Source organism: Pseudomonas sp. CFBP13508, assembly GCF_005233515.1.
GTDB lineage: Bacteria > Pseudomonadota > Gammaproteobacteria > Pseudomonadales > Pseudomonadaceae > Aquipseudomonas > Aquipseudomonas mercuritolerans.
This window is the reverse complement of record NZ_QFZZ01000011.1, coordinates 100,032-123,842: the sequence shown is the minus strand read 5'-3', so window position 1 is coordinate 123,842 and position 23,811 is coordinate 100,032. Positions and strand designations below refer to the sequence as shown.

Sequence of the window (23,811 nt, the reverse complement as noted above, 5' to 3'; positions counted from 1 at the left end):
CCATGGATAAGCCTGACGAGTCTGTGACGGATCTGATCCGCGCCCGCGATGTTCGTGGTTTCGAATCCTGGGCGCTGCCCAGCTTCGACCCGCCGAAACCGGAACCCGAGCCTGAGCCGGAGCCCGAACCGCCGGAAATGGAAGAAGTGCCGCTGGAAGAAGTCCAGCCACTGACCCTGGAAGAACTCGAAAGCATCCGTCAGGAGGCTTACAACGAGGGCTTCGCCATCGGCGAAAAAGAAGGTTTTCACAGCACCACGCTAAAAGTGCGTCAGGAAGCCGAAACAGCGCTGGCGGCGAAAATCGCCAGCCTTGAGCTGTTGATGGCCAACCTGTTCGAACCGATCGCCGAGCAAGACACTCAGATTGAAAAGTCGCTGGTCGATCTCGTGCAACACATCACCAAACAGGTGATCAAGCGCGAACTGGCCATCGATTCGACGCAGATCGAACACGTCATGCGCGATGCCCTCAAGCTGCTGCCGCTGGGCGTGGAAAACGTGCGCCTGTACGTCAATCCGCAGGATTTCGCCCAGGTCAAAGCCCTGCGCGAACGCCACGAAGAAACCTGGCGCATCGTTGAAGACGAGTCGCTGTTGCCGGGCGGTTGCCGGGTTGAAACCGAACACAGCCGCATCGACGCCAGCGTCGAATCGCGGGTGACCCAGGTCATGGCCAAGCTGTTCGATCAGTTGCACGAGCAGGCCTTGCATCCGGCGGCGCCTGACTTGAGTCTGGACATTCCCGAAGACACCCCAGCGGCTGTCGACTCTGACGAGCCGCGCGCGGACGCCAGCGATGCGCCTTGAACGCACCAGCTTCGCCAAGCGCCTGAGCACCTACGCCGAGGCCACCGAGATTGCCGGCGCGCCGATCCTTGAAGGTCGGCTGCTGCGCATGGTCGGCCTGACCCTCGAAGCCGAAGGCTTGCGCGCCGCCATGGGCACCCGTTGCATGGTGATCAATGACGACAGCTACCACCCGTCCCAGGTGGAAGCGGAAGTCATGGGTTTTTCCGGCAGCAAAGTCTTTCTGATGCCGGTCGGCAGCGTCGCCGGCATCGCCCCGGGCGCCCGCGTGGTGCCCCTGGCCGATACCGGTCGTTTGCCGATGGGCATGAGCATGCTCGGTCGGGTTCTTGACGGCGCCGGCCGCGCGCTGGACGGCAAGGGCGGCATGAAGGCCGAAGACTGGGTACCGATGGATGGCCCGACAATCAACCCGCTCAACCGTGACCCGATCAGCGTACCGCTCGACGTCGGCATCCGTTGCATCAACGGTTTGCTGACGGTCGGCCGTGGCCAGCGTCTGGGTCTGTTTGCCGGTACGGGTGTCGGTAAATCGGTGCTGTTGGGCATGATGACCCGCTTCACCGAGGCCGACATCATCGTCGTTGGTCTGATCGGTGAGCGTGGTCGCGAAGTTAAGGAATTCATCGAGCACATCCTCGGTGAAGAAGGCCTCAAGCGTTCGGTAGTGGTTGCATCGCCGGCGGACGATGCACCGCTGATGCGTATGCGCGCGGCAATGTATTGCACGCGCATCGCCGAATATTTCCGCGACAAGGGCAAGAACGTTCTGCTGCTGATGGACTCGCTGACCCGTTTCGCCCAGGCACAGCGGGAAATCGCTCTGGCCATCGGCGAACCGCCAGCGACCAAGGGCTATCCGCCATCGGTGTTCGCCAAACTGCCGAAACTGGTGGAGCGCGCCGGTAATGCGGAGAAGGGCGGTGGCTCGATCACGGCGTTCTACACCGTGCTGTCCGAAGGCGATGACCAGCAGGACCCGATTGCCGACTCGGCGCGGGGTGTGCTCGACGGCCATATCGTCCTGTCACGACGCTTGGCCGAGGAAGGCCACTATCCGGCGATCGACATCGAAGCCTCGATCAGCCGGGTCATGCCGGCGGTGGTTTCGCCGGATCACATGCAGCGTGCGCAGTACTTCAAGCAGTTGTGGTCGCGCTATCAGCAGAGTCGCGATCTGATCAGCGTCGGCGCCTACGTGGCCGGCGGCGATCGCGAGACCGATCTGGCGATTTCCCTGCAACCGCAACTGGTCAGGTATCAGCGCCAGGGCCTCAACGACAAAATCAATCTGGGTGAAAGCCAGGCCTATCTGGAAACCCTGTTCGCCCCTGCGGCGGGCGGGTAACCGGCCATGGCCGTCAGCCGCGCCGCGCGCCTGGCACCGGTGGTGGACATGGCCGAAAAGGCCGAGAAAGCCGCCGTGCAGCGCCTCGCCTACTTTCAGGGCCAGGTCAAAGTTGCCGAAAGCAAACTGGCCGACCTCAATGCCTTTCGTCTGGATTACTCGCAGCAGTGGATCGTGCGCGGCAGCACCGGCGTGAGCGGGCAGTGGCTGCTGGGTTTTCAGGGGTTTCTGGCGCAACTCGACACCGCTGTCGATCAACAACGGCAGAGTCTGGTCTGGCACCAGAACAAGCTCGACAAGGCGCGTGAGGAATGGCAACAGGCGTTTGCCCGCGTCGAGGGTTTGCGCAAACTGGTGCAGCGCTATCGTGATGAAGCGCAACGCCTCGAAGACAAGCGCGAGCAGAAGCTGCTGGATGAACTGTCGCAGCGCTTGCCACGGCGTGATGCTTTTTAAAGATCAAAAGATCGCAGCCTTCGGCAGCTCCTACAGGGGAATGCATTTCAAATGTAGAAGCTGCCGAAGGCTGCGATCTTTTGATTTTGCTTGTTTCTTGCCCCAAGGTCAGACAGGTGCTAAACCTTGTACAGGTTCGTCAATGACAAGGAAGCCAGTCAATGTCAGTCGTTACAGAAGTCTCTCAAGATGGGAAAAAACTGACGATTTCGATCGAGGGTCGATTCGATTTCGGTCGGCATCAGGAATTTCGCGAGTCCTATGAGCGACTCAACGAGAAGCCTGAATCCATAGTGGTGGATCTGAAGAAGGCCACTTATCTCGACAGCTCCGCGCTGGGCATGCTGCTTCTGCTGCGTGATCACGCCGGCGGCGACGAGTCGGATATCCGCGTCGTCAACAGCAGTTCCGATGTGAAGAAAATCCTCGCGATTTCCAACTTCGACAAACTCTTCGATATCAGTTGACGCCCATGCAGGCGCAAGAGCCGCTGACCATTCTTATCGCCGAAGACAGCGCCGCCGACCGGCTGCTGCTGTCGACCATCGTCCGCCGTCAGGGTCATCAGGTGCTGACAGCGGCCAACGGTGCCGAAGCGGTTGCAACCTTTGCACGGCAGCAACCGGATCTGGTGTTGATGGACGCGCTGATGCCGGTGTTAGACGGCTTCGAAGCGGCGCGGCAGATCAAGGCGCTGGCGGGTGAAGCGCTGGTGCCGATCATCTTCCTCACCTCGTTGACCGAGAGTGAAGCGCTGGCTCGGTGTCTGGAGGCTGGCGGCGACGACTTTCTGGCGAAGCCGTACAACCAAGTGATACTCGCCGCCAAAATCAAGGCGATGGATCGCTTGCGCCGCCTTCAGGCGACTGTCCTGCAGCAGCGCGATCTGATCGCAAAACATCATGACTATCTGCTCAACGAACAACGAGTGGCCAAAGCGGTGTTCGACAAGGTCGCGCATTCCGGTTGCCTGAGTGCGCCGAACATCCGATACCTGCAATCGCCTTACGCGCTGTTCAACGGTGACTTGTTGCTGGCGGCGTACACGCCGGCCGGTGACATGCACATCATGCTCGGCGATTTCACCGGGCATGGTTTGCCGGCGGCGGTCGGGGCGATGCCGTTGGCCGAGGTGTTTTACGGGATGACCGCCAAGGGCTACGGCCTGGCCGAAACCCTGCGCGAGATGAACGCCAAGCTCAAGCGCATCCTGCCGGTGGACATGTTCTGCTGCGCCACGCTGCTCAGTCTGAGTTTCCAGAGCCGTTCGGTGGAGGTGTGGAACGGCGGCATGCCCGACGGGTACTTGCACCGCATTGCCAGTGGCGAGCGCGTGCCCTTGCCGGCGAGGCATTTGCCCCTGGGGATTCTCAGCGCACAAGCCTTCGATGACCGCACGGATGTGTATCCGATGGCCGTTGATGACCGGGTGTTTCTGCTGTCGGACGGGGTGATCGATACCTGCGACGCCAATGACCAGTTGTTCGGCGTCGAGCGCTTGCAGCAGGTGTTTGCGGCGAACCGCGAGCCGGATCGGTTGTTCGAGGATATCGAACAGGCCCTGCGCGATTTTCGTGGGCAGGCCCGTGACGATGTGAGCATGGTCGAGGTCAGTCTGCTTGAGTCGGTGCAGGCTCACGGCGCGGCGCCGGTGTATTCCGACAGCGGCCAGTCGTGCCCGCTGAACTGGTCGGCCAGTTTCGAGTTTCGCGGAGCTACGCTCAGGCGCTTCAATCCGTTGCCGTTCCTGTTGCAGTTGCTGCTTGAGGTGCATGGCCTGCGCGCGCAGAGCGGGGCGCTGTACAGCGTACTGGCCGAGTTGTATTCCAATGCGCTGGAGCATGGCGTGCTCGGTCTGGATTCCAGTCTCAAGCGTGATGCCACTGGTTTTGCCCGATACTATGAAATGCGCGCGGCGCGGCTGGAGGCGCTGCAAGACGGTTTCGTGCGAGTGCATCTGCAGGTCCAGCCGCAAGGCGAGGGTGGGCGCCTGGTCATCCGCATCGATGACAGCGGCAATGGGTTTGATGTAGCGCGGGTCATGGAACGGCCCGTGGATAACGTCCGCTTGTCGGGACGCGGCATCGGTCTGGTCCGGCAACTGGGGCGCAATGCCAGTTGGTCGGATCAGGGTCGTAGTGCCAGCGTGGAGTTTTTCTGGGAGATTGAGGCATAATCCGCCCATTCTTGATCAAGGAGTGAGCAAGTGACAGACACACATGTAGATCGCGATGTTCTCGACACCTTGCGCGAGGTGATGGAAGACGGTTATCCGGAGTTGCTCAAGACTTTTCTGGAGGACTCGGAAAGTCGCCTGCACGAGTTGCAGGACAGCACCAGCGCCAAAGCGCTTTCCGATGTAGCCCATAGCTTCAAGGGCAGCGCCAGCAACATGGGCGCGGTTCGACTGGCCGAGTTGTGCCAGGATCTTGAGTCGAATGCCAAGGACAAAAGTCCGGAAGCGCTTGCTCAACTGGTGGCCGATATCCGTTCTGAATTCGCCGACGTACGCCCGGTGTACGAAAACGAAAAGCGCTACCTCCACACCCACTGAAGCTGCCGTCCGGCGCTTTTTGCAAGTGTCTGGCCAAACTGGCCCGGCACTTGCAGTCATCTTGCTCAACTGTACCTACGATCCCAGTGCAGCGGAGACCGTGTCATGCCTGCGACCCCCAACATTCTTCTTCAGACCGCCGCTCAGGCCAAGGCGCAAGCCGCCTCGGCCAAATCGTCGGCAATGGCCGCAGACGCCGGGGACAAGGCCTCAAGCTTCGCTAAAGTGTTTGCCGATCAGGCGCCGGCCAAGCCTGTCGTGACTGCCGATAACTCAGTCAAACCGGCACGCGACAAGGTCGCGGACAGCAGCGGCAAAAAGGATATCGGCAAAGATCAGTCTGCCGCGCCCGAGCCAGCAATTGCCGATAGCGGCAAAGCGTTGCCTGCTGACAAAGCGCCTGCGAGCGACGACGCGACAGCGACTGCCGATGACACCGCTGAAACCGTACAAACCCCTGTGGCGGATGCCGCGCCTGTAGACCCGGCGCTTGACCCGGCCTTGGCGCAAGTCGTCCAGCCACTGGTGCCAGCGCCTGTGGTGCAGGCCCCGGCAGTCGCCACGCCAGCCCAGCCGGAAACCGAAACGCCTGCATTGGCGGTCGTATCGGGGATGGTCAAAGATCCGGCGGCCACCGACAGCGAATTTGATCCGACAGCCGACCCGCTCGATTCCCTGCCGGCCGTGCGCATGGCGATGGAGCAGGGCGGGCATATTTCCGCGTCCAGCCAAGCACAGCCGAAAGCCACGCCTGCTCAAGCTCAGGCTGACGGCGAATTGACCGCCGCGCAGAACTTCGCCGCCGGTATGGCCAGCATGCTCGACGTGCAGGCCGATAAGGACAGCACCAGTCAGGGCGGCGAAAAAGCTTTCAGCGGGCTGATCGACGATGGCCTGAAGGATCTGAAGTCCGCCACCAGCGACACCCGTGTCGACGACTTCGCCAACCGTCTGGCGGCACTGACCCAGGCCGCTACGCCGAAAACCGCCAATGCGCTGCCGGTGAATCAGCCGATCGCCATGCATCAGAGTGGCTGGACCGAAGAAGTGGTCAACCGCGTCATGTACCTGTCCAGCGTCAACCTGAAGGCCGCCGACATTCAGTTGCAGCCGGCGGAGCTGGGGCGCCTGGATATCCGCGTGAACATGGTTCCCGATCAGCAGACCCAGGTTACCTTCATGAGCGCGCACCCGAGCGTGCGTGAAGCGCTCGACAGCCAGATGCACCGCCTGCGCGACATGTTCAACCAGCAGGGCATGGGCCAGGTCGACGTCAATGTGGCCGACCAGAACCGTGGCTGGCAGGGTCAGCAAGGCCAGGAGCAGGCGCAGCAGGGCCAGAGTGGCCGGACCAGCGCTGCGGGTGGCCGCCTGGATTCGGCGGATGAGGAATTGGCACCGGCTACTGTCGCTGAAGTGGCGGCGCAGACCACCAGCGTCATCGGCACCAGCGCGGTCGACTATTACGCCTGAGCAAATCAAGAGCCCCTCACCCTAGCCCTCTCCCAGAGGGAGAGGGGACCGATTGGGGAATCTTGAAGAACTACGCCGACCTGAACGAGCATCGCTGAATCCGTCCCGCCCTGAACTTGCAATCACCTCGGTTGTGCAGGTCGATGTCCAGCCCCATTACATCTCGGTCGGCCCCCTCTCCCTCCGGGAGAGGGCTGGGGTGAGGGTGCCTTTGACTTTAGCGTCGTTCTCGACCTCCGACACTTCTGGCATAACACTTGCTCTTGCCTTGCCGTGCGACTGTGAAACCCCCGATTAGTGACGGATTATTGGCATGGCGAAGAGCGAAGCTGCAGCAGTAAAAGACCCCGCAACCAAAGGCAAACTCAAGCTGATCATCGTGATCGTGCTGGCGTTGCTGGTGGCCATTGGTGCATCCGTCGGGGCGACCTGGTTCTTCATGCACGGCGCGCAGAGCAAGCCTGCCGAGGCCGCTGAAGCAGCGCCGGTCGGTAAGCAGGCGGCGATTTTCGAGCCGATGGCGCCGGCCTTCGTTGCCAACTACAACCAGAACGGTCGTCAGCGCTACATGCAGGTGAGCATCACCATGCTGGCGCGTAATCAGGCTGATCTGGACGCGCTCAAAGTGCACATGCCGGTTATCCGCAACAACCTGGTGATGCTCTTCTCCGGTCAGGATTTCGCCACACTGGCGACCCCGGTCGGGCAAGAGATGTTGCGCCAGAAGGCCACCGCCAGCGTCCAGGAAGTGGCGCAGAAAGAACTGGGCAAAGTGGTCATCGAACAGTTGCTTTTCACTAATTTCGTACTGCAGTAGGAACACGACATGGCCGTGCAGGATCTGCTGTCCCAGGATGAAATCGATGCGCTCTTGCATGGCGTCGATGATGGTCTGGTACAGACCGATAATGCTGCCGAACCCGGCAGTGTCAAAAGCTACGACCTGACCAGCCAGGATCGCATCGTTCGTGGACGCATGCCGACGCTGGAAATGATCAACGAGCGTTTCGCCCGCTACACCCGCATCAGCATGTTCAACATGCTGCGCCGCTCGGCGGACGTGGCTGTCGGTGGCGTGCAGGTGATGAAGTTCGGCGAATACGTGCACTCGCTGTACGTGCCGACCAGCCTCAACCTGGTCAAGATCAAACCGCTGCGCGGCACCGCGCTGTTCATCCTCGACGCCAAACTGGTGTTCAAACTGGTGGACAACTTCTTCGGCGGCGACGGCCGTCACGCCAAGATCGAAGGGCGTGAATTCACCCCGACCGAACTGCGCGTAGTGCGCATGGTGCTCGAGCAGGCTTTCGTCGATCTGAAGGAAGCCTGGCAGGCGATCATGGAAGTCAATTTCGAGTACATCAACTCGGAAGTGAACCCGGCCATGGCCAACATCGTCGGCCCGAGCGAAGCGATTGTGGTTTCCACCTTCCACATCGAACTCGATGGCGGTGGCGGCGATCTGCACGTGACCATGCCGTACTCGATGATCGAGCCGGTGCGCGAAATGCTCGACGCCGGTTTCCAGTCCGACCTCGACGATCAGGACGAGCGCTGGGTCAACGCCCTGCGCCAGGACGTGCTCGATGTCGACGTGCCGATCGGTGCCACCGTGGCCCGCCGCCAGTTGAAACTGCGCGACATCCTGCACATGCAGCCGGGTGACGTGATCCCGGTCGAAATGCCGGAAGACATGATCATGCGCGCCAACGGCGTGCCGGCCTTCAAGGTCAAGATGGGCTCGCACAAAGGCAACCTCGCGTTGCAGGTAATCGAGCCGATCGAGCGTCGCTGAGGCGGCGCTTTTCACCCCCGTATTTAACCGAATTGTTGCCCGCCGAGGACACATGATGAACGACGATATGAACGCGCAGGACGACCAGGCACTGGCCGATGAATGGGCTGCGGCCCTGGAAGAAACCGGTGATGCCGGCCAGGCTGACATCGATGCACTGCTGGCCGCCGACGCCGGCACTTCCAGCTCCAACCGTCTGCCGATGGAAGAGTTCGGCAGCGTGCCGAAGAACAATGATCCGGTGACCCTCGACGGGCCGAACCTGGACGTGATCCTCGACATTCCGGTATCGATTTCCATGGAAGTCGGCAGCACCGACATCAACATCCGCAACCTGCTGCAACTCAACCAGGGTTCGGTGATCGAGCTTGATCGTCTGGCCGGTGAGCCGCTCGACGTGCTGGTCAACGGCACCTTGATCGCCCACGGCGAAGTAGTAGTGGTCAACGAGAAGTTCGGCATCCGCCTGACCGACGTGATCAGCCCAAGCGAACGCATCAAGAAGCTGCGCTGAGTGAAAAGGTTTCTCTGGGTTCTGCTGGCATGGCCGTTGAGCGTGCTGGCTTCCGAGCCGAGCGCAACCACTGCCACGCCTGCCGCCACCGCGCCAATGGTCAACAGCGGCGTGGCCGGTCAGTTGACGCAACTGGTGTTCGGTTTGCTGCTGGTGCTGGGCTTGATCTTCTTCCTCGCCTGGCTGCTGCGCCGCGTGCAACAGGCGGGGCCGGCGGGCAAGGGCCAGGTGATCGAGTTGATCGGCTCACGCGCGCTCGGCCCGCGTGACCGCTTGATGCTGGTGCAGGTGGGCAACGAGCAGATTCTGCTCGGCCTCAGCCCCGGCACCATCACCGCGCTGCATGTGCTCAAGGAACCGGTCGAAGTCCCCAGCGCCAGTGAAAAAGCGACGCCGGAATTTGCTCAGCATCTGCTGAAAATTCTCGGCAAGGACCAAAAGGATACGAAGTAATGGGTGCGCTCCGCATCGTCTTGTCGCTGCTGCTGTTGCTGGCCGCGCCGCTGGCGTTCGCCGCCGATCCGTTGTCGATCCCGGCGATCACGCTGGGCACCAATGCCGATGGCGGGCAGGAATATTCGGTCAGTCTGCAGATCCTGCTGATCATGACCGCGCTGAGCTTTATTCCAGCGGCGGTCATTCTGATGACCAGTTTCACGCGGATCATCATCGTCTTCTCGATCCTGCGTCAGGCCCTCGGCCTGCAACAGACGCCGTCGAACCAGATCCTCACCGGCATGGCGCTGTTCCTGACGCTGTTCATCATGGCGCCGGTGTTCGACCGGGTGAACAACGATGCGCTGCAACCGTATCTGGCGGAAACCCTCACCGCACAGCAAACGGTGGAAAAGGCTCAGGTGCCGATCAAGGACTTCATGCTCGCGCAGACCCGCACCAGCGATCTGGAGCTGTTCATGCGCCTGTCCAAGCGCACCGACATCGCCAGCCCGGATCAGGCGCCGCTGACCATTCTGGTACCGGCATTCGTCACCTCCGAGCTTAAAACCGCGTTCCAGATCGGCTTCATGATCTTCATCCCGTTCCTGATCATCGACCTCGTTGTCGCGAGCGTGCTGATGGCCATGGGTATGATGATGCTCTCGCCGCTGATCATCTCGCTGCCGTTCAAGATCATGCTGTTCGTGCTGGTCGATGGCTGGGCGCTGATCATCGGCACTCTGGCCAGCAGTTTTGGAGGTGTTTCGCCATGACCCCGGAAGTCGCGGTCGATATCTTTCGTGAAGCCCTGTGGCTGACCACCATGATGGTCGCCATCCTGGTGGTGCCGAGCCTGCTGGTCGGCCTGCTGGTGTCGATGTTCCAGGCCGCCACGCAGATCAACGAACAGACCCTGAGCTTCCTGCCGCGTCTGCTGGTGATGTTGGTGACCCTGATCATCGGCGGTCCGTGGATCGTGCAGACGTTCATGGAATACATCATCCAGCTGTACAAAAACATTCCGATGGTCATCGGCTAACCCATGCAATCGCTGCTTCAGCTGACCGACACCCAGATCAGCACCTGGGTGGCGTCGTTCATGTTGCCGCTGTTTCGCGTGGCGTCGATGCTGATGGTCATGCCGGTATTCGGCACCACCCTGATCCCGCGTCGCGTGCGCCTGTATTTCGCCGTGGCGATCACCGTGGTCATCACCCCGGCGCTGCCGCCGATGCCCGCCGTCAGCCCGCTGGATCTCAGCGGCCTGCTGCTGATCGGCGAGCAGATTCTGGTCGGCGCCGTACTGGGCTTTTCCCTGCAACTGTTCTTCCAGGCGTTTGCCGTCGCCGGGCAGATTGTCGCGGTGCAGATGGGCATGGGCTTCGCCTCGATGATCGACCCAACCAACGGCGTTTCGGTGGCGGTGATCGGGCAGTTCTTCACCATGCTGGTGACGTTGCTGTTCCTGTCGATGAACGGCCACCTGGTAGTGTTCGAAGTCCTCACTGAAAGCTTCACCACTTTGCCGGTCGGCGGCGGTTTGATGGTCGAGCATTACTGGGAACTGGCCGGCAAACTCGGCTGGGTGCTCGGCGCCGCGCTGTTGCTGGTATTGCCGGCCGTCACCGCACTGCTGGTGGTCAACATCGCTTTCGGCGTGATGACCCGCGCCGCGCCGCAACTGAATATCTTCTCGATCGGTTTTCCGCTGACCCTGGTGCTCGGCCTGTTCATCGTCTGGGTGGGGCTGGCGGACATTCTCAACCAGTATCAACCGCTGGCCAGCGAGGCCCTGCAGTTGCTACGCGAACTGGCACGGGCGCGCTGAGTCATGGCAGAGAGCGAGAGCGGTCAGGACAAAACAGAAGACCCCACGGAGAAACGCAAAAAGGATTCCCGTGAAAAGGGTGAGATTGCCCGCTCCAAAGAACTCAACACCCTCGCCGTGATGATGGCCGGTGCCTCTGCGCTGCTGATTTTCGGCGGCATGCTCGCGCAAGAACTGATGGACGTGATGCGCTTGAACTTCACCCTGTCGCGCGAAGTGGTCATGGACCAGGGCGCCATGGGCCGGTTCTTGCTGGAGTCGGGCCTGATTGCCTTGCTGGCGATTCAGCCAGTGATGATCACCCTGTTGCTCGCCGCCGTGATCGGGCCGATCTCCCTCGGTGGCTGGCTGTTCGCCGCAAGCTCCCTGGCACCCAAGTTCAGCCGAATGAACCCGGCCGCCGGCCTCAAGCGCATGTTCTCGTTCAAGGCTGTGGTCGAACTGCTCAAGGCACTGGCGAAGTTTCTGATTACCCTGGGCGTGGCCCTGGTGGTGTTGTCTGCCGACGTCGATGACTTTTTGCGCATCGCCCACGAGCCGCTGGACATGGCAATCATCCACAGCGTGTTGCTGGTGGGCTGGAGCACCCTGTGGCTGGCCTGCGGCCTGATCATCATCGCCGCCGTCGACGTGCCGGTGCAGCTCTGGGAAGCGCACAAGAAACTGCTGATGACCAAGCAGGAAGTGCGCGACGAACACAAGGACCAGGAAGGCCGCCCCGAGGTCAAGCAACGCATCCGCCAGACCCAGCGCGAAATGTCCCAGCGCCGCATGATGTCGGCGATCCCCGAAGCCGACGTGGTCATCACCAACCCGACCCACTACGCCGTCGCGCTCAAGTACGACTCGGAAAAGGGCGGCGCCCCGGTGCTTCTGGCCAAGGGCAGCGACTTCATCGCCTTGAAAATCCGCGAAATCGCCGTGGCCAATAACGTCATGCTGCTCGAGTCGCCTGCGTTGGCGCGCTCGATCTATTACTCAACTGAGCTTGAGCAGGAAATTCCTGGCGGGCTGTATCTGGCAGTGGCGCAGGTGTTGGCTTACGTCTACCAGATCCGCCAACACCAGGCGGGCAAGGGCAAGCGGCCGGATCCGCTGAAGGATGATCTGCCAATCCCGCCGGATTTGCGTCGGGATTCCTGATGTTTACCGCTCGTCTGGAAAGTCTCTCAACCTGTCAACTCTGACAGTAGACGCCGCTATCCAACCGCGTTGCTATGCACTTGGGAATAATCCCTGAGCGCAGAGATAGAGATCATGGCAGAGCGAATCTATAAAAAACTCGAAGGAATGACACTGGACTACGTTTCAGGACAGTTGGAGCAAAACCCCAAAGAACGATCCATACGGTACACGGTGAGCTTTGACCTCGATCTCGACTTTACTTACTTCGTGCAGATGGCCAACGTTTATATCCCCGATTATCTGAACAACCCGGTCAATGCCATCAGGCCTGAACTGGACGGATTGGCTTACCACTACTCCTACAACTATCTGTTCGATAGCGCGGGCAATGTCGGACACAAAATGGCCTTGTTCGCGCTGTTCACATCGCCACGTTATTACATGGATCAATGGGCCTCGAATGCTGATCTGGAGGTGCGCTATAGCAAGCCTGCGTTTCAGATCGTCGGGCAAAAGTTGCGTATCACTGCAAGCCGGGACTTCCGATTACTGCACGACAGCCGCCTGATCACGATCAATGATTTACCCTTAATGCAATTTCATTGGGCGCTGAACCTGTTGCAGGCTGACTTGGCCATTCCGAAAATCACAGTGCCAATGACCAAAGTCGTGCTCATGTACATGCACGAGGATTTCGTCGAGGTTGAAGGCCAATCGGTATTTCGAGGCGTGAAGTATGTCGATCGCAATCAGCTGGCTTTCGGCGAAATCACGGCCAAGCAGATACTGACTGCTTAGTAGCTCGCCCACTGATGATCTTTCTCACGCGCAGCAAAGGAATGCAGCCCGGCAAGCTCCGCTTCGCTTCCAAAGCCGAACGCAGAGCGTCCGTTGAGGCATTCCCACGCCGGAGCGTGGGAACGATCATTGCGCCGACCTACCGCGGCAACTCAAGATTATCCAGCACCCGATTCACCGCCAATTCCCCGAGCATGATCAGCTGCGCGATGCCCATCAGCGTTCGGCGCTGGGATGGTTTGACTAGTCCGGCGAATTCCTGGGCGATGGTTTTGGCGGAGGCGAGGGTTTCGCAGGCGTTGGCCAGCAGGTCTTCGTTTTTGGTGTCGGCGGTGACGGCGTACATGGCGCGAGGGCTGAAGGGCGATGGGGTTGAGCCGGGTGGGCAGAGGTAATGGTCGAGGGCGCGGTCGGCGGCTTGGTGGAGTTTTTTTGAATCGAGGGATTCGTAGGGGGAGGTGGGGTCGGTTTCGGGTGGGTTGGGTGTTGGTTTGATCATTTTGAAGCTCCTTTGAAGTGGAGCCGCTACAACCTGTCGCTAAACAGGAAGGGTGGCGGCTGTACGCGGGTTAGCGAACCGGTCAAAGGCACCCGGTAGATATAAGCATCCCCTTTATTTCAGGTTATCCAGCCTCCGGTTCATCGCTTGATGCTCATAAATGCGAGCACTTTGTCGCCTAGACTTCCATCAGGCGCAGATTAGTCAGGAAATAGTCATTGCCAGCCCCTGTAGCGATGGCGTTCACAAACTCAAAGATCATTTGACTTGACTGCGCTTCGAAATTGCCAGAGTAGCGTGTCCAGCTAAGATTCGGTGGGGTGAATGTGCTGATAATTGTCCCGTAATTAGATCTGAATGTTAATTGTGCTGCCGGCTGCCAAGTTCCATTAGTCGCCAAAAGAGAGAATTCATAGGTTTGACCTATCACAAGATTGCTGTAGACCTTGCGCAATACTACCCCTGCTGAGCTATTTGTATAAGTGCTGTTCGTCAAAGAGGTATATCCGAGAAATGTACTATAGCTCCAGTCTCTCTGATCAATGATTGCCGGCCCATTTTCCCATCCGTTTCGCTGCAGATTGGCAAAGTTTGTGAAGTCATTGAGACGTTCCGGTGCCTGAACCAAATAACTCCTAGGCGGAAATCGCGTGGCATTCACAAGGGTGGGTTCACCAGCGAAATTGACAATGAAAGTTATGTGCAAAGTTGTTCTGTTTCCCAGTGATTTCAATAATATTAACGGTACGGCTCGAGCAAAGCCGGGAGGTAAGGTGTTAAGTTCTGCTTGGGGGGCATAAAGCTCAACTTTTTTGCCGCTTCTGTCAAACCCTTCGAAATGCAACCATAGCCGCTCCTTGGGGGTGTGTGGCCAAGCTGCCACTGTCGTCTGATCAGCAATTTGAATTTGAGTGATGTTCAGAGAGCTACTGTTATTTCCTGCAAGAATGGGCGTCGGCAAGCGTGTGTCACCATCCGTGATTTTCATAACTTCAAACGTGGCCGCTAGTGATTCGCCGGCCACAACTCCGCTACGAATCAAATCCCATCTAAACTCAATCGCCTTGCCATGCCAAGCCGCCAGAAACGCAGCGCTCAATAAAATCTCTGCAATCCCACCAACAAAATCCACCACGGGAAACGGCGGCGCGCCGGCCTGCGCGTTCACCTGGATGACTTGAGCTTTATCGTCTTTCTCTGCTGCGAAGCCTGTTATCTGAAGCTTCACTCCATCCGGATTAGCCAAAACGTCAATCGGCACCGTGGGCGGTGTCAACGTCGGGGCTGGCAGATCAAGTTGCAGGCCTGTGACGGTATACACCTGATCCGGAAACCGCGTGGCGCTAGCGAAGTCATTGCTTTTGTCCTCCGACACCCAGAATTCCACTTTCAACAGCGATCCGTCTTTCAATGCTCTCAGGAAAACGATGAGCAGCGGTTTATTCCAGAATCCCTGACTGACCCAGGTCGCATTCACCTTGTGGGTGTCACCATTCCAGAATTGCAGGACGTGCGCCGAGCCGTCTGGTTTCTGGCCGGTGAACTTCAACCACACCTGCTGACCGACCTGGATTCCCGTCCAGTCTCGTGCTCGCAGCGTGGCGTCCTGGCCCTTCAGTGCGGCCACATCCAGCATGCCGTCCACGGCCTCAGCGATTATCGGCGCGTTGTACACCTTCTGATTGGCAGTGATAGTGATCGGGGTCTTCGCCGACTCACTGTTGTTGGTCAATTGATCGCGCACCGCGGCGAAGACCGAATGGGTACCGTCGCCAATCAACTGCAATTCGGCAGCCGTCAGGGTGTGGTTGATCGGGCTTGTGGGGTTGGGAAATGTGATGCTCCAGGTGCCTATGGTGAGCGTGACCGTGTCGTGAGGCCGTGGGTAACCGACGGTGATCGTGATGACTGCCGTCTGCCCCGGTGCGACGCTGGCTGGATGGCTGACGGTGACGGTAGGCGCCGGGTTGTTGTAGAGCAACTTGAGTGTGGGTGAGTCTGCGTCGTTGCTGCCGACTCGGGTCACTCTGTAGCGGACATCGTTGACACCGTTTGTGAACCAGATCGCCGGCACGCGCAAAAGAATGCGTTCCTGCTCCTCCCCGGGATAGATAGTTTTGCTGATGCCGGTGCTGACTCCGTTGACAAAAATAGTCACGACGTCATAAACCGCCATAACCCAATTCTGCAAGCCGGTTATGGGGTCGATGACAAGTTCTACGCCAGAAGGAGTGAATGCCGAGAGAGGAAGGCCGCCATCAGCAGTACCTGCAGGCAGCACCGGTGTTATCCATTGCGGTGGGTACACGGGATATAAGGCCAGGGCTGCGTTGGCTTCGAGTGAATTGACTTGAACGCTCATTCTGTTCTCCAAGGACAATGGTGACGAACAATGGCAGGCAAGGTTCATCACAACGCAGAACGAGGCGTCCGTCACCTGTCAGATCTGACAGGTGAGGACGGTTTTCCGACCAATGGTATCGCTGAAGGGGTGGACGCTCCTGCGCCGCCGAGAGGCCTGGCTCGCGCAAGCTGCACCCCACAGGATCTTCAGCCGTTGCAAGGTTTGCATCCAAGAGGATCAAAATGTGGCAGCGAGCTTGCTCGCGAAAAGGCCGGCACTCTCCCCCCCAATTACTCAGCCGAACCGCATCATCTTGGCAATTCCAGATTATCCAGCACCCGATTCACCGCCAGCTCACCCAGCATGATCAGTTGCGCGATGCCCATCAGCGTCCGGCGCTGCGATGGCTTCACCAGCCCGGCGAATTCCTGGGCGATGGTTTTCGCGGAGGCGAGGGTTTCGCAGGCGTTGGCCAGCAGGTCTTCGTTTTTGGTGTCGGCGGTGACGGCGTACATGGCGCGGGGGCTGAAGGGCGGTGGGGTGGAGCCGGGTGGGCAGAGGTAGTGGTCGAGGGCGCGGTCGGCGGCTTGGTGGAGTTTTTTTGAGTCGAGGGATTCGTAGGGGCTGGCGCCTTTGCGAACAAGCTTGCCTACATTTGGAATGCGTTTGCCTATGGGAGCGAGCTTGCTCGCGAAAATGGCCAGCCCGGTCAGCAGAAAAACCTCGATCAAGCCCCGCTGTTTAAATCCCTGGTTAAATAGATCCGTCCCCTTTTCTGTCCGAATTTATTCCTTTAAATACATGGCAGGCCATGGTTTTGGAGTGTTAGATCCTGCATAAAAAGTTAATTTAGGGACTTTTCCATATAATTGCGCCAGGGTGCACACCATGTAGTTGTTGGAGTTGTTATTGCCGACAAAATAAGCTGGGCCCATTTGCATTCCTCCATAGCAACTGGTTGCGAGTTGAAGTATTTCGTGGTGAAGCAATGTGTCAGGATCTAATTTGATCCCGTTCTGCGAGCGTATCCATGCGTCGGAGGCCGCTGGGTCTGCGAATGTTTCTGTGGAGATTATCAAGGTCCATACATTGGCTGTTTGTACTTCAAAGTTTACTGAGTTATTTTTTGCGTCAGTAACCATTATCGTCGCTTTTCCATTTCCGATGCTACGCACGACTCCCCTGTCATTAACCGAAGCTACGGAAACATCGTTCGAACGATAGGTGTAAGGGGGGGTGCCCCCACATGCATGTCGACGGTCCATGGAGCCAATAGGGTCACTGAAGCGTGCCCAGCTTGCGGGCGGGTTGATCACGATTGCGTTTTTGCCATCTAAATACAGCGTGGTCGTTTCGATGCATAATCTCGGCGTTGACATGATGATGTAGCTCCTGATTGGGGCGGTCACTGCTTGATCTTCGTTAGTGTCGCCGGAATAATTTATTTTGAACTCAACCTGCAGCTCAGAATCGTTTTGCAATGCGCGTAGCTTGTCTGCCGACGCTAGTGGGAATAACCCGTTGAGATCGCTCGATTCCACGTTTGCACCATCGTAGATTATCCAGCCATATGGTTCGCCATTCTCGTCAGTGCCCGTCAAACGCAGCCAGATTTTTTGTCCAATCGCTATTGGTTGCCATCTTGCGATATGGATACGTGCATCGTCTGCAAGATTATTTACGTCTAGAACATCATCGAGCACCTCTGCAATGTTCGGTAAAGGTAACCGCTTATCCTCATCAGCAATTTTCATAATTTCAAATTTGGAAGTTGGTGATTCTTCTGCGGGAGTTCCGGCGCGTATCAAATTCCACTGAAACTCAACCGCCTTCCCATGCCACGCCGCCAAAAACGCAGCACTCAATAAAATCTCCGCAAGCCCATCAATAAAATCCACCACCGGAAACGGCGGCGCTCCGGCCGGCGCGTTTACTTGGACGAATTGGGCTTTATCGTCTTTCTCTGCCGTGAAATCTGTTACTTGCAGCTTCACTCCATTCGGATTAGCCAAAACGTTAATTGGCACCGTGGGCGGGCTCAAGGTTGGTGGTGGAAGTTCGATTGTCGGGTTGCCGATCACCTGAGCGATTGCAGCCATTGAGCGTCCGACAATTTTTCCATCCCGAATCTGCTCATAAATCATTTCGACCTTACTGTCTCGCAGAACCTTAACGTTCGGAATTTCCCAGTTGAAATAGGTGGGCAAGTCTTGTTTGAGCAGCGTTACGTCGTGTTCCGCCACTTCTGCGGCGATCACTGATGTGAATTTCAAGTGAATGGAGTCTTCCGGCTGCCAAGTCGTGTTCGGCAAATACAGGAGGGCCCACAGCGGACCGCCTTTCATTTTTCCAAGATTAACCTCGGTCGGATCGTCACTGATGTCGGCGAGGACTTCGCGAAATACGGCCGCAGGCAATTGCTGGCGTTGCAGATGCACATCGATAGTCAGAGGAAGCGACGAGGGGGAGGAGTTGGTGAGGTAATCGGTGACGCGGAAGGTGATCGGAAATGCTGCGCTATCACCTGCCTGTTCAAACACCGATCTCGGAATCGGAATGTCGATGCTGGCGGGAACAGGTGGCAGTGGCGAAGTGGTCTGCGGTACCGACTGATGTCTCACAGGTTCGCCCGCGCAATCGACATGGATTCGGTCGTACCAGTTCGCTTTGTCATAGCTAACGGTCAGGACAAACTTGTCTGCTTCATCGGGACCGACACTGGTGTGGCTGGCCCTGAGGCTCAGCACCGGCGGCGTACCGCCGGGCGGAACGCTGCGGTAAAGCAGTTTCAGGTCCGGGGTTGGTACTTCATCTTGGGAAATGCGCTTGATGCCAAAGCGAGCGATGTTGAGACCTGAATGAAAACGTCCGGGTGGAATGTATAAAGATGTGTTTTCTGCTTCTTTCCCCTCTTCGATCGTCGTGTTGTCGACAAGCTCATCATTGAGATAAAGCCTGACCCCATCGCTTTTTTCCTGATTGAGATAGGCAAGCATGATCATTTCGAAAGCTGCCTCAGCCGTTGCATCTGCAATCGAGACACCGCCGTGAAAGTTCTCGTCGGGGGGAACCAGATCAATCATCTCAGGCGCATAGGGCAGGGAGAGTTCGATTGCTTTGGGTTTGCTTGTACCTCTCATGGGGAATCTCCGAGCTTGCTGTGGATTGGCTTGGAGGTATCAAGAGCCAAAAGACCGGTTTCGTCACCTGTCAAACCTGACAGGTATATGCCTGTCTCGGACGAGCGGTCGTGGTTCGAGCGGTCTCGGAAGCTCCGGATTCGGCGCCGGATGGGGCGCACAGCGTCCCGGGCTGCATTCCCACGCCGGAGCGTGGGAACGATCATTGCGCCGAGCTACTGCGGTAATTCCAGATTATCCAGCACCCGATTCACCGCCAATTCCCCAAGCATGATCAACTGCGCAATCCCCATCAGCGTCCGCCGCTGCGATGGCTTCACCAGCCCGGCGAATTCCTGGGCGATGGTTTTCGCGGAGGCGAGGGTTTCGCAGGCGTTGGCCAGCAGGTCTTCGTTTTTGGTGTCGGCGGTGACGGCGTACATGGCGCGGGGGCTGAAGGGCGGTGGGGTGGAGCCGGGTGGGCAGAGGTAGTGGTCGAGGGCGCGGTCGGCGGCTTGGTGGAGTTTTTTTGAGTCGAGGGATTCGTAGGGGGAGGTGGGGTCGGATTCGGGCGGGTTGGGTGTTGGTTTGATCATGGTGAAGCTCCTGAGGTTATGGAGCCACTTTCCCCCTGTCGCTAAACAAGTGAAGGTGGCAGCTGTACGCAGGTTAGCGAACCGGTCTCAGGCACCCCGGTAGACCCGAAGGTCTCCCGCATACAGCCGCCATAACGTTATTGCGGGCGAAAAATCCCGCAACGAAGCCACGATCGCTGATGCACTGAGTTGGTCCGGGTCGCTAAACCCGATCGCTGATTCGTCAGCGACCGGACCACAATAAAACTCGACCCCCAGGTGCACAAGCCGGCGGATTCTGGCTTGGCTGTAGGCAATGGCGCAAGGATTTGTAGCCTTGAGACCGTGTCTGAAGGTGTCTTTTAAACAGCTTCGTTTAAATCGAAAAAATGCGCGGCATTCGATGGCCTCTTCGCGAGCAGGCTCGCTCCCACAGGGGCCGTATTCCAAATGTCCGATTGGGAATGCATTTCAAACTGTGGGAGCGAGCCTGCTCGCGAAGGGGTCAACCCAATCAGCCGATAATCCCAAGTAAAACCGCTCTATTTCATTCCCCGGCAAAAGTTGGAAAGCTTCTTGCAATAGCCGCCCTGCGTCCGTTCGGGGCGTCAAAAGTTTGCTTTAAAGGAACGGGGAAAACCGGTGGATCGCACTCAGTTATTCAATACAGCACGTACCAACGTTGCCGACCTCAGTCGAGGCAATCTGGGCGTGCCGTTGTTGCTGCTGGTCATGCTGGCGATGATGATGTTGCCGGTACCGCCGTTCCTGCTCGACGTGTTCTTTACCTTCAACATTGCCCTGTCCATCGTCGTCCTGCTGGTCTGCGTGTATGCGCTGCGGCCGCTGGATTTCGCCGTGTTCCCGACCATTCTGTTGGTGGCGACGCTGCTGCGCCTGGCGTTGAACGTGGCCTCGACGCGAGTGGTGATGCTCCACGGTCAGGACGGCCACGCCGCCGCCGGTAAGGTGATTCAGGCCTTCGGTGAGGTGGTGATCGGCGGTAACTACGTGGTCGGTATCGTGGTCTTCGCGATCCTCATGATCATCAACTTCGTCGTGGTGACCAAGGGTGCCGGGCGGATTTCCGAGGTGAGCGCGCGTTTCACTCTCGACGCGATGCCCGGCAAACAAATGGCGATCGACGCCGACCTCAACGCCGGCCTGATCGACCAGAATCAAGCCAAGTCGCGCCGTCAGGAAGTCGCCCAGGAAGCGGAGTTCTACGGTTCGATGGACGGTGCCAGCAAGTTCGTCCGCGGTGACGCCATCGCCGGCCTGCTGATTCTGTTCATCAACCTTATCGGCGGCATGGCCGTGGGTATCTTCCAGCACGGGATGAGCTTCGGCGATGCGGGCAAGGTTTACGCCTTGCTGACCATCGGTGACGGTTTAGTGGCGCAATTGCCATCACTGTTGTTATCTACAGCAGCGGCGATCATGGTGACCCGTGCTTCCGGCTCGGAAGACATGGGCAAGCAGATCAACCGCCAGATGTTCGCCTCGCCGAAAGCGCTGGCCGTGGCCGCTGGTTTGATGGCGGTGATGGGCCTGGTGCCCGGCATGCCGCACTTCTCCTTCCTGAGCATGGCGGCGCTGGCTGCGGGCGGCGCGTACCTGTTCTGGAAGAAGCAGAACGTCGCCAAGGTCGTGGCGCTGGAAGAGGTCAAGCGTCAGCAGGAACTGCTGCCGTCGCCGGCCCGCGCCATGGAAACCAAGGAGCTGGGCTGGGACGACGTGACGCCGATCGACATGATCGGCCTGGAAGTCGGCTATCGCCTGATTCCGCTGGTGGACCGCAATCAGGGTGGGCAATTGCTCGCGCGGATCAAGGGCGTGCGCAAGAAGCTCTCGCAGGATCTGGGCTTTTTGATGCCGACCGTGCACATCCGCGACAACCTCGATCTGGCGCCGAGCGCTTACCGCCTGACGCTGATGGGCGTGATTCTCGCCGAGGCCGAGATCTACCCGGATCGCGAACTGGCGATCAACCCCGGCCAGGTCTACGGCTCGCTCAACGGTATCAACGCCAAAGATCCGGCTTTCGGCCTCGAGGCGGTGTGGATCGAAATCAGCCAGCGTGCCCAGGCGCAATCGCTGGGCTACACCGTGGTCGACGCCAGCACCGTGGTCGCCACCCACTTGAACCAGATTCTGTACAAGCACTCCAGTGAGCTGATCGGCCACGAGGAAGTGCAGCAACTCATGCAATTGCTGGCCAAGAGCTCGCCGAAACTGGCAGAAGAGCTGGTGCCGGGCGTAGTTTCGCTGTCGCAGTTGCTCAAGGTCCTGCAAGCGCTGCTCGCCGAACACGTGCCGGTGCGCGACATTCGCAGCATTGCCGAGGCGATCGCGAACAACGCTGCCAAGAGTCAAGATACCGCCGCTCTGGTCGCTGCTGTGCGGGTCGGCGTATCTCGCGCCATCGTCCAAAGCATTGTAGGCACTGAGTCCGAGCTGCCTGTGATCACATTGGAACCAAGGTTGGAACAGATATTGCTCAATAGTCTGCAGAAGGCAGGACAAGGCTCGGAAGAGGGCGTTCTGCTGGAGCCAAGCATGGCCGAGAAGCTGCAACGTTCGTTGATCGAAGCGGCCCAGCGTCAGGAAATGCAAGGCCAACCGGTGATCCTGCTGGTAGCAGGCCCGATCCGCGCGATGCTCTCGCGCTTCGGCCGCCTCGCAGTCCCAGGCCTGCATGTGCTGGCCTACCAGGAAGTACCGGACAACAAGCAAGTGACCATCGTTGCGACAGTAGGGCCCAACGGCTGAGGTAGTGGTTTATGCAAGTTAAGCGTTTTTTCGCCGCCGATATGCGTCAGGCCATGAAGCTGGTTCGCGATGAGCTGGGCGCTGATGCCGCCATCATCGGCAACCGCCGCATTGCCGGCGGCGTCGAGTTGACGGCGGCACTGGATTACAAATTGTCGGCGCTGGCGCCACGGGTTCCGAACATGGAACTCGAAGACGAGCTGCGCAAGACCCAGTCGCGCATCGTTACCGCTCAGGCCGAGCTGAGCCTGCGTGGCGAAGCCGACGGCAACACCAATCAGCAGTTGTTCGCCGGGCTGCCATTGACCGCAGGCCTGCCGCTGACCGCTGCCGAACCGCTGAGCGAGCCAACCTACGCTGCCCCGGCGCGTCCGGCTGCAGCACCTGCGCAGGCCTCGGCGGGTGTCGATCCGCGTGCGCTGGAGTCGATGCGTTTTGAATTGAACAGCCTGCGCGAGCTGATGGAAGTTCAGCTCGGCACCCTGGCCTGGAATCAGCTGCAAGGCAGCCGTCCGGCCCAGGCCAATCTGTATCGCCGTCTGCAGCGCATCGGCCTGTCCGGCCCGCTGTCGCGCGATCTGCTGGCGATGATCACCGATATCGAAGAACCCCGTCAGGCCTGGCGCATGTTGCTGGCGCACTTGGCGCGGATGATTGCCGTACCGGAAGTCGAGCCGCTGGAAGAGGGCGGTGTGATTGCCATGGTCGGCCCCGCCGGCATGGGCAAGACCACCACGCTGGCCAAGCTCGCCGCGCGTTACGTGCTCAAGTACGGCGCGCAGAACGTTGCACTGGTGAGCATGGACAGCTTCCGCATCGGCGCGCAGGAACAACTGAAAACCCTCGGGCGCATCCTCAACGTGCCGGTAACGCACGTCGATCCGGGTCAGTCGCTGGTGCAGGCATTGGATCCACTGCTACGCAAACGCGTGGTTTTGATCGATACTGCCGGCCTGCAAGCCAGTGATCCGGCGTTGCGCATGCAGCTTGAGAGCCTGGCCGGGCGTGGCATTCGCTCAAAAAATTATCTGGTCCTGGCAACCACCAGCCAGAAACAGGTTCTAACCGCCGCTTATCACAGTTACAAGCGTTGCGGGCTGGCCGGCTGCATCCTGACTAAACTGGATGAAACGGCCAGTCTCGGCGAAGTGTTGAGCCTGGCGATCAGTCATGAATTGCCGGTCGCGTACCTGACCGATGGCCCACGGATTCCGGATGATTTGCATCTGCCGCGCCGTCATCAACTGGTCAGCCGCGCCGTCAGCGTGCAAATGCAGGAAGAACCCAGCGAAGAAGCCATGGCTGACATGTTCGCTGATATCTATCACAGCCCGACCAAGCAGGTTGGCTGAGGTAATCATGAA

23 protein-coding genes are annotated in these 23,811 nt (G+C 58.8%); 18 read left to right on the top strand and 5 right to left on the bottom strand.

Features of this window, described 5'->3' with window-relative positions; all coding sequences use genetic code 11:
* Positions 1–2: 2 nt before the first annotated feature.
* From fliH to PspCFBP13508_RS24960, 16 genes are all read left to right on the top strand, one after another.
* The gene (gene fliH, locus PspCFBP13508_RS25035; RefSeq protein WP_041479018.1) at positions 3–809 is read left to right on the top strand and encodes a flagellar assembly protein FliH; all 807 of its coding nucleotides are present in this window, start codon (positions 3–5) and stop codon (positions 807–809) included.
* Positions 799–2,157, top strand: coding sequence for a flagellar protein export ATPase FliI (gene fliI / locus PspCFBP13508_RS25030; protein WP_016771077.1), 1,359 nt, complete (start codon positions 799–801; stop codon positions 2,155–2,157). Before fliH ends, fliI begins: the two co-directional genes overlap by 11 nt.
* 6 nt (positions 2,158–2,163) lie before the next feature.
* On the top strand, positions 2,164–2,613 hold the full coding sequence (fliJ, locus tag PspCFBP13508_RS25025; RefSeq protein ID WP_137216033.1) for a flagellar export protein FliJ: 450 nt from the start codon (positions 2,164–2,166) through the stop codon (positions 2,611–2,613).
* A 161-nt stretch (positions 2,614–2,774) separates the two neighbouring features.
* Complete coding sequence (locus tag PspCFBP13508_RS25020; protein WP_137216031.1) at positions 2,775–3,080, top strand: STAS domain-containing protein; 306 nt, start codon at positions 2,775–2,777, stop codon at positions 3,078–3,080.
* A gap of 5 nt (positions 3,081–3,085) precedes the next feature.
* Positions 3,086–4,789, top strand: a complete 1,704-nt coding sequence (locus tag PspCFBP13508_RS25015; RefSeq protein WP_137216029.1) for a fused response regulator/phosphatase — start codon at positions 3,086–3,088, stop codon at positions 4,787–4,789.
* 30 nt (positions 4,790–4,819) lie between these two features.
* Positions 4,820–5,167, top strand: coding sequence for an Hpt domain-containing protein (locus PspCFBP13508_RS25010; protein WP_137216028.1), 348 nt, complete (start codon positions 4,820–4,822; stop codon positions 5,165–5,167).
* A gap of 105 nt (positions 5,168–5,272) precedes the next feature.
* The gene (locus tag PspCFBP13508_RS25005; protein ID WP_137216026.1) at positions 5,273–6,640 is read left to right on the top strand and encodes a flagellar hook-length control protein FliK; all 1,368 of its coding nucleotides are present in this window, start codon (positions 5,273–5,275) and stop codon (positions 6,638–6,640) included.
* 313 nt (positions 6,641–6,953) lie between these two features.
* Complete coding sequence (gene fliL / locus PspCFBP13508_RS25000; protein WP_016771071.1) at positions 6,954–7,457, top strand: flagellar basal body-associated protein FliL; 504 nt, start codon at positions 6,954–6,956, stop codon at positions 7,455–7,457.
* Between the two features lie 9 nt (positions 7,458–7,466).
* Positions 7,467–8,435, top strand: coding sequence for a flagellar motor switch protein FliM (fliM, locus tag PspCFBP13508_RS24995; RefSeq protein WP_003222890.1), 969 nt, complete (start codon positions 7,467–7,469; stop codon positions 8,433–8,435).
* A gap of 52 nt (positions 8,436–8,487) precedes the next feature.
* Positions 8,488–8,949, top strand: a complete 462-nt coding sequence (fliN, locus tag PspCFBP13508_RS24990) for a flagellar motor switch protein FliN (protein WP_162999812.1) — start codon at positions 8,488–8,490, stop codon at positions 8,947–8,949.
* Entirely contained in the window at positions 8,950–9,402 is a 453-nt protein-coding gene (fliO, locus tag PspCFBP13508_RS24985) for a flagellar biosynthetic protein FliO (protein WP_137216024.1), read from the top strand. It begins immediately after the preceding gene.
* On the top strand, positions 9,402–10,160 hold the full coding sequence (gene fliP, locus PspCFBP13508_RS24980; RefSeq protein ID WP_137216022.1) for a flagellar type III secretion system pore protein FliP: 759 nt from the start codon (positions 9,402–9,404) through the stop codon (positions 10,158–10,160). The genes fliO and fliP overlap by 1 nt, the downstream gene beginning before the upstream one ends.
* Positions 10,157–10,426, top strand: a complete 270-nt coding sequence (gene fliQ, locus PspCFBP13508_RS24975; protein ID WP_016771067.1) for a flagellar biosynthesis protein FliQ — start codon at positions 10,157–10,159, stop codon at positions 10,424–10,426. Before fliP ends, fliQ begins: the two co-directional genes overlap by 4 nt.
* A 3-nt stretch (positions 10,427–10,429) precedes the next feature.
* On the top strand, positions 10,430–11,215 hold the full coding sequence (fliR, locus tag PspCFBP13508_RS24970) for a flagellar biosynthetic protein FliR (RefSeq protein ID WP_039761194.1): 786 nt from the start codon (positions 10,430–10,432) through the stop codon (positions 11,213–11,215).
* A 3-nt stretch (positions 11,216–11,218) separates the two neighbouring features.
* Positions 11,219–12,358 carry a flagellar biosynthesis protein FlhB gene (flhB, locus tag PspCFBP13508_RS24965; protein WP_130912803.1) on the top strand — a complete coding sequence of 380 codons (1,140 nt, stop codon included), beginning with the start codon at positions 11,219–11,221 and terminating at the stop codon, positions 12,356–12,358.
* A 114-nt stretch (positions 12,359–12,472) separates the two neighbouring features.
* Entirely contained in the window at positions 12,473–13,138 is a 666-nt protein-coding gene (locus PspCFBP13508_RS24960; RefSeq protein WP_137216020.1) for a hypothetical protein, read from the top strand.
* A 139-nt stretch (positions 13,139–13,277) separates the two neighbouring features.
* On the opposite strand, the gene PspCFBP13508_RS24955 is transcribed toward PspCFBP13508_RS24960, so the two are convergent.
* From PspCFBP13508_RS24955 to PspCFBP13508_RS24935, 5 genes are all read right to left on the bottom strand, one after another.
* Positions 13,278–13,637: a DUF6124 family protein gene (locus PspCFBP13508_RS24955; protein WP_137216019.1), complete on the bottom strand. Its 360-nt coding sequence runs from the start codon at positions 13,635–13,637 to the stop codon at positions 13,278–13,280.
* Between the two features lie 178 nt (positions 13,638–13,815).
* Positions 13,816–15,999, bottom strand: coding sequence for a hypothetical protein (locus PspCFBP13508_RS24950; RefSeq protein ID WP_137216017.1), 2,184 nt, complete (start codon positions 15,997–15,999; stop codon positions 13,816–13,818).
* A gap of 290 nt (positions 16,000–16,289) precedes the next feature.
* Positions 16,290–16,643: a DUF6124 family protein gene (locus PspCFBP13508_RS24945; protein WP_137216062.1), complete on the bottom strand. Its 354-nt coding sequence runs from the start codon at positions 16,641–16,643 to the stop codon at positions 16,290–16,292.
* Positions 16,644–16,766: 123 nt separating this feature from the next.
* Positions 16,767–19,121, bottom strand: coding sequence for a hypothetical protein (locus tag PspCFBP13508_RS24940; RefSeq protein ID WP_137216015.1), 2,355 nt, complete (start codon positions 19,119–19,121; stop codon positions 16,767–16,769).
* Positions 19,122–19,336: 215 nt separating this feature from the next.
* Positions 19,337–19,696, bottom strand: coding sequence for a DUF6124 family protein (locus PspCFBP13508_RS24935; protein ID WP_024012116.1), 360 nt, complete (start codon positions 19,694–19,696; stop codon positions 19,337–19,339).
* A gap of 621 nt (positions 19,697–20,317) precedes the next feature.
* Between PspCFBP13508_RS24935 and flhA the strand changes: the two genes are divergently transcribed.
* Together flhA and flhF are read left to right on the top strand one after the other, a co-directional pair.
* On the top strand, positions 20,318–22,447 hold the full coding sequence (flhA, locus tag PspCFBP13508_RS24925) for a flagellar biosynthesis protein FlhA (RefSeq protein ID WP_016771062.1): 2,130 nt from the start codon (positions 20,318–20,320) through the stop codon (positions 22,445–22,447).
* Between the two features lie 11 nt (positions 22,448–22,458).
* On the top strand, positions 22,459–23,799 hold the full coding sequence (flhF, locus tag PspCFBP13508_RS24920; RefSeq protein WP_137216012.1) for a flagellar biosynthesis protein FlhF: 1,341 nt from the start codon (positions 22,459–22,461) through the stop codon (positions 23,797–23,799).
* Positions 23,800–23,811: the final 12 nt, after the last annotated feature.

What these genes read in the sequence shown, in the direction of transcription:
- fliH (WP_041479018.1), top strand. Translation starts at nt 3, where the DNA reads ATGGATAAGCCTGACGAGTCTGTGACGGATCTGATCCGCGCCCGCGAT.
- fliI (WP_016771077.1), top strand. Translation starts at nt 799, where the DNA reads ATGCGCCTTGAACGCACCAGCTTCGCCAAGCGCCTGAGCACCTACGCC.
- fliJ (WP_137216033.1), top strand. Translation starts at nt 2,164, where the DNA reads ATGGCCGTCAGCCGCGCCGCGCGCCTGGCACCGGTGGTGGACATGGCC.
- PspCFBP13508_RS25020 (WP_137216031.1), top strand. Translation starts at nt 2,775, where the DNA reads ATGTCAGTCGTTACAGAAGTCTCTCAAGATGGGAAAAAACTGACGATT.
- PspCFBP13508_RS25015 (WP_137216029.1), top strand. Translation starts at nt 3,086, where the DNA reads ATGCAGGCGCAAGAGCCGCTGACCATTCTTATCGCCGAAGACAGCGCC.
- PspCFBP13508_RS25005 (WP_137216026.1), top strand. Translation starts at nt 5,273, where the DNA reads ATGCCTGCGACCCCCAACATTCTTCTTCAGACCGCCGCTCAGGCCAAG.
- fliL (WP_016771071.1), top strand. Translation starts at nt 6,954, where the DNA reads ATGGCGAAGAGCGAAGCTGCAGCAGTAAAAGACCCCGCAACCAAAGGC.
- fliM (WP_003222890.1), top strand. Translation starts at nt 7,467, where the DNA reads ATGGCCGTGCAGGATCTGCTGTCCCAGGATGAAATCGATGCGCTCTTG.
- fliN (WP_162999812.1), top strand. Translation starts at nt 8,488, where the DNA reads ATGATGAACGACGATATGAACGCGCAGGACGACCAGGCACTGGCCGAT.
- fliP (WP_137216022.1), top strand. Translation starts at nt 9,402, where the DNA reads ATGGGTGCGCTCCGCATCGTCTTGTCGCTGCTGCTGTTGCTGGCCGCG.
- fliQ (WP_016771067.1), top strand. Translation starts at nt 10,157, where the DNA reads ATGACCCCGGAAGTCGCGGTCGATATCTTTCGTGAAGCCCTGTGGCTG.
- fliR (WP_039761194.1), top strand. Translation starts at nt 10,430, where the DNA reads ATGCAATCGCTGCTTCAGCTGACCGACACCCAGATCAGCACCTGGGTG.
- flhB (WP_130912803.1), top strand. Translation starts at nt 11,219, where the DNA reads ATGGCAGAGAGCGAGAGCGGTCAGGACAAAACAGAAGACCCCACGGAG.
- PspCFBP13508_RS24960 (WP_137216020.1), top strand. Translation starts at nt 12,473, where the DNA reads ATGGCAGAGCGAATCTATAAAAAACTCGAAGGAATGACACTGGACTAC.
- PspCFBP13508_RS24955 (WP_137216019.1), bottom strand. Translation starts at nt 13,637, where the DNA reads ATGATCAAACCAACACCCAACCCACCCGAAACCGACCCCACCTCCCCC.
- PspCFBP13508_RS24950 (WP_137216017.1), bottom strand. Translation starts at nt 15,999, where the DNA reads ATGAGCGTTCAAGTCAATTCACTCGAAGCCAACGCAGCCCTGGCCTTA.
- PspCFBP13508_RS24940 (WP_137216015.1), bottom strand. Translation starts at nt 19,121, where the DNA reads ATGAGAGGTACAAGCAAACCCAAAGCAATCGAACTCTCCCTGCCCTAT.
- PspCFBP13508_RS24935 (WP_024012116.1), bottom strand. Translation starts at nt 19,696, where the DNA reads ATGATCAAACCAACACCCAACCCGCCCGAATCCGACCCCACCTCCCCC.
- flhF (WP_137216012.1), top strand. Translation starts at nt 22,459, where the DNA reads ATGCAAGTTAAGCGTTTTTTCGCCGCCGATATGCGTCAGGCCATGAAG.